At 53.6% G+C, this 4,943-nt stretch carries 5 protein-coding genes; 1 reads left to right on the top strand and 4 read right to left on the bottom strand.

Annotation, left to right across the window (positions count from 1 at the left end; genetic code table 11):
* From VKV29_RS15255 to VKV29_RS15240, 4 genes are all read right to left on the bottom strand, one after another.
* On the bottom strand, positions 1–792 hold a 792-nt coding region (locus tag VKV29_RS15255; RefSeq protein ID WP_324202178.1), incomplete at its 3' end, for a hypothetical protein.
* 30 nt (positions 793–822) lie between these two features.
* Positions 823–1,926 carry an alanine--glyoxylate aminotransferase family protein gene (locus tag VKV29_RS15250; protein ID WP_324202177.1) on the bottom strand — a complete coding sequence of 368 codons (1,104 nt, stop codon included), beginning with the start codon at positions 1,924–1,926 and terminating at the stop codon, positions 823–825.
* A 14-nt stretch (positions 1,927–1,940) separates the two neighbouring features.
* Entirely contained in the window at positions 1,941–2,726 is a 786-nt protein-coding gene (locus tag VKV29_RS15245) for an enoyl-ACP reductase (protein ID WP_324202176.1), read from the bottom strand.
* A 69-nt stretch (positions 2,727–2,795) separates the two neighbouring features.
* Positions 2,796–3,515, bottom strand: a complete 720-nt coding sequence (locus tag VKV29_RS15240; RefSeq protein WP_324202175.1) for an MgtC/SapB family protein — start codon at positions 3,513–3,515, stop codon at positions 2,796–2,798.
* Between the two features lie 153 nt (positions 3,516–3,668).
* On the opposite strand from VKV29_RS15240, the gene VKV29_RS15235 reads away from it, so the two are divergent.
* Positions 3,669–4,943: MiaB/RimO family radical SAM methylthiotransferase (locus VKV29_RS15235; protein WP_324202174.1), on the top strand; the 1,275-nt coding region annotated here is incomplete at its 3' end.

Here is a 4,943-nt window from a genome sequence, read left to right as displayed (position 1 = left end):
ACGCCCCTCCGGAGTTAAGTGTAAGGAGACCGTATAGGAGGGACCTACCAACAACGTTGGAGGCTGCTCCTCTAGCTGGGCACTGGTAAACATCTTCCCTGTCAGTACCACCGGAAGAGTCTCCGCCGCCACATCGGGTGTGAGCGTGATCACATCTTCCACACTTCTCCCACTTGCACTCTGGTTGCCTTCTTCCTCGGTTGAAGCCATCGTGCCAGGATCCCCATTTCCGCTGTATTTCTTGATCAGCGCAGCTAAGGTTGTTGTCGTTGGCTTGCCACCTTCTCTGTCAGGCAGAACCGTTATTGTCTGATCGGGGCTGATCTCCTTGAAAGCGTTCCTATCGCCCTCAAGAAAACGAACGGCTGCGCGAATATAAGGGGCTAACATGGCATATCCAGCCCGGTCGTTAACCTGCAGCGCGGCCTTAATCGCCCCCGCTACTTGCGGGCTGCACATAGGGCCATTACGAGGATCGAAAATCGAGTTCCAACCGTACTCCGTCAAACAGACCCTCGATGCGGTATTCTCCGTAAAGATTTTAAAGTAGTTCCGGTCGTAGTCTGTATGTGGGTTCAGTGCCCCCACAACGGTTAAACCGTTCACATCGGGCTGGAGTGGAGGCCAACGCCGAGAAAGAAGGAAGTGATCTTGTATCTGGCCCGAAACATACCAAACGGCAAGGAGGGCGACGAAAATAGTCAATAAACGGCGGGTTCCAAGCTCGCGTGTCAGCCGCATGCGCGCCGGCGCATCCGCAGGTGAAACGGCTTCAGCCGGAAAAAGTGGCATATCTATATCATCTCCTAAACGATCGCTCTGCTAATTCAATACGGTTCTTAAGGCCGCAGATAGCAGCAAAACGTTACGGGGCGTGGCAGAGCTGCCCATCGTTCCGATTCGCCAAATCTTACCTTTTAACTTGCCCAAGCCTCCCCCTATCTCGATTCCATAGTCTTGAAGCAATTTTGCCCGCACATGTGCCTCATTATCAACGGCATCAGGCACGCAAAAGGCATTTAATGTGGGCAGCCGATTGGCGGAGCATCCGAACGGCTCGACACCTAACTCCCTGAGTTGCTCTCTCAAAAGCGCACTCACAGCAGCGTGACGCTGCCAGCGCGCCTCCAGGCCCTCCTCTTCGATCTCCTCAAGAGCTGCGTCAAGAGCGTAGAGCAGATTTACCGGCACGGTGTGGTGATAGGCATGAGGTGAATCGTAATAATCCCTTAGCAATAACCAGTCGAAGTACCATTCTACTGGCGCTCGCCGCCGTTGCCTCACCTCCCATGCGCGTTCAGAAACGGTGATCGGTGAGATGCCCGAAGGGGCTCCAATGCATTTTTGTGTTCCAGAATAGCTCACGTCTATCCCTAGACGATCTACCTCCACAGGCATCCCGCCCAATGAAGTCACCGTATCTACTAAAAACAGGGAGTCGTGCTCCCTAACCAGTTTCGCGATCTCCTCCAAAGGCTGGCAGATGCCAGTAGAGGTCTCTGCATGAACACAGGCGACAAGCTTAACTTTGCCTGCAGATGCGAGGGCATTAGCGATCGCTTCAGGCTCTATTGCCTCCCCCCATTCGGCCTGCACGGTTATGACTTCGGCCCCTAAACGCCGTGCGATCTCGGCCATGCGTTCTCCGAAAAAGCCATGAATCCCTATGACCACCTTATCGGCAGGTTCAATAAGGTTAGCAAAACAGCACTCCATACCTGCCATGCCCGTGCCCGTTAAGGGTATCGTAAACGCATTTTGCGTTCCAAACACGGTCCGTAAACGCGCACGTATCCTATCCGTGATCTCGAAAAGTTCCGGATCAAGATAACCTATTGGAGCCTGCCCTAAAGCCTCTTGCACCTTTGGGCTAATACTGCTCGGCCCAGGCCCTAACAACACTCTCGGTAAAGGCGTTCTCTTCATGCGACTCCTTTCCGCTAGACCATGCCCATAATGTGGTAGCCACAATCTACATAGATAACCTCGCCGGTTACCGCTCTTGCGAGAGGACTAAGCAAAAACAAGATAGTATCCCCTACCTCGTCTGTGGTGACTCTTCTTCGTAACGGGGCGGTCTGCTCCACACGCTGCAACATCGCGTCTAGCCCCGCTATGGCCGAGGCGGCTAAGGTTTTGATAGGCCCGGCCGACACTGCATTCACCCGAATCTGATCGGGGCCTAAATCTGCTGCAAGATAACGCACGCTCGCCTCTAGTGCGGCTTTCGCGACCCCCATGACATTATAGTTCGGCACCACTCGCTCAGCACCTAAATAGGTAAGCGTGACAATTCCTCCACCTTCTGCCGCTTGCATCAATGGTCTTGCGGCACGCGCCATCCGCACCAATGTGTAGACGCTTCGATCATGGGCTAAAACGAACCCTTCACGAGAGGTGTTAATATATTCCCCGGCGAGTTCCTCCTTTTTGGCAAAAGCGATGGAGTGAACAAAGCCGTCAAGAGCTCCATCAAAATGGCGTCCAACTTGTTCAAATAGCGCATCAATCTGCCCATCTTCCGAAGCATCGCATTGAAAGATTGGTGCCTCCAGCCCTTCCTCTTCGAGAAGTTTTCTAACATTTCTCTCTTCACGATCGCCCATCACGGAAAAGGCCAGCGAGGCTCCCTCACGTCTCAAAGCACGCGCAGCACCCCATGCAATGCTCCATTCATTGCGCACTCCCGTCACGAGAATGCGCTTTCCCTCCATCAACTGAGACATTCTTAACTCCTTGACGACCTTTTTAGATTTTCCCGTCTAGACTATCGGCCATTCTACCCGAAATCTCCCTCAAGCCTCTACCATACAGCTCACCATACCACTGAGATTCACCATATACTGCTGAAAAGCCACAAGATCGAAGTCATCGGGCACACGAACTCGTAATCGAACCTGTGTCAATGGCTCGCCTTGCGCACCTTTCTGCGTTTCTAACTGAAACGATAGAACCCTGATGTGGTGCTCCTCCAGAATTTGAAACAGCCTATTCGGCCGAAGCACTACCGGATTCACGCTTATCTCCATTTCACGAAAACGCCCCTTCAGCTTTAGAGCTTGCTCGAAACGATTTAACAGGGTAAGCGTGGTCAATACGATGACAAAGCAAATGCAAGCCACCTCACCGAGTCGCGGAGAGGTTCCAATAGCCATTCCCATCGCGGCAACCACCCAAATACTTGCGGCAGTAGTGAGTCCTCGAATGCTCATTCCCTCACGCACAATGGCCCCGGCTCCCAAAAACCCTATGCCCACCACCACGTTAGCCGCCACACGGGCAGGGCTGTCCTGTATACGTCCTGCAAGGCCATTACCGTATCCCTGGGAAACAATCGCGATGAGAGCCGCTCCTGAGCATACAAGCGCATGCGTGCGCAGGCCGGCCGGTTGACCACGTCGTTCTCGCTCGAAACCGATCACACCCCCCACGATCACGGATAACAGTAGCGCAATTACCTGCCCCCACATCGTCTGAGACGGGATATAGAATCCAAAAAACCTCTCTGACTCCATCACACCCTCCTTTTATTGAGTTGGTCAACAACAAGCTATCTGAGGCGCCCTCCCCTCATCACCGGAACCAAAGACGGAAACGGCGCTGTATGTAGTAAAATGTTACACAAACTCTCTCGAACCTCCTGCTTTAAAGGAATGCTTTGAAAGCCCATGCCGATTGCAGCCTTTATGACATTGGGATGTAAGGTCAATCAGTACGAAACACAGCGCATCATCGCCGATTTCGAACGCCATGGATTCGCCATAACCGAGTTCCATCGGCCCGCCGACATCTATGTCATTAACACCTGCTCCGTCACGCAGGCAGCCGAAAGAAAATCGCGAAATACCATCCGGCGGGCGCGCCGACTCAATCCTAACGCCATTGTCGTTATGACCGGCTGCTATGCAGAGATGGCACGCATCAAGAGAGAAGCTATCGAAGAGGCCGACCTGATCGTTCCCAATCCCCATAAGATGCAAACTCTTAATTATCTCCTTGAGGCGTTCCCGGAGCTTCGCGCCACCCTGCCGAGCAACCAATCGCCATCCTCAATAGCGCCTCCCCTCCATCGCCGTACACGCGCGACCATCAAGGTTCAGGACGGCTGCGATGTCTTTTGCACCTTCTGTTCCATCCCCTATACCCGAACCAAAATGGTTTCTCGACCGATGAACGAGATCCTCTCCGAGGTGGAGACGCTGGCGGAACAGGGTTTTACCGAGATTGTTATCACCGGCGTTCTTGTGGGGGCCTACGGTCAAGAGCCGGGCTTCGCAGGGCGTTCCGAAGGCCTGCCGCGCGGCACGGCCTGGACACCCAATCGTACTTATCAACGTCCCGATCTAGCCGATCTCCTTCTGACACTGGCTCAAGTCGAGGGTATCCGACGGATTCGACTCTCTTCCATAGAGCCTACCCAAATTACCGATCGGCTCCTTGAAGCTTTTGTATCGGAGTCAAAATTGTGTCCGCATCTGCACATTCCCCTGCAAAGCGGCTCCGATAAAATTCTTTCGGCCATGAACCGGCCTTATGATCAGCGCTTCTACCTGGAACGCTGTGCTGCCGCCAAAGCCCGCATCCCTGACTTGGCCATAACCGCCGACATCATGGTTGGTTTTCCAGGAGAAGACCGTACGGATTTTGAACAGACGCTCTTCGTCGCCCGTGAAGTAGGCTACGCCCGTGCTCACGTCTTCCGATACTCGCCACGCCCCAACACGCCAGCAGCCGCTATGCCCGACCAGGTTAGCGACGCCGAAAAGGAGGCTCGTAGTCAGGAACTTATCGCGCTATGTCGTGAAACCCAAAAGCAGTTCATCCAACGCTACCTCGGCCGCACCATGGAGGTTCTTGTGGAAGGAAGAGGAGCTCCAGTAGAACCCTCTTCGGAGAACGAAACGCTTCCTCCCACAAAAGAGGAATCTGCAGGTCTACTTGGA

Source organism: Chthonomonas sp., assembly GCF_035294165.1.
Lineage (GTDB): Bacteria > Armatimonadota > Chthonomonadetes > Chthonomonadales > Chthonomonadaceae > Chthonomonas.
Note: the sequence above shows the minus strand (reverse complement) of the source record. Positions and strands in the feature narration are given on the sequence as shown.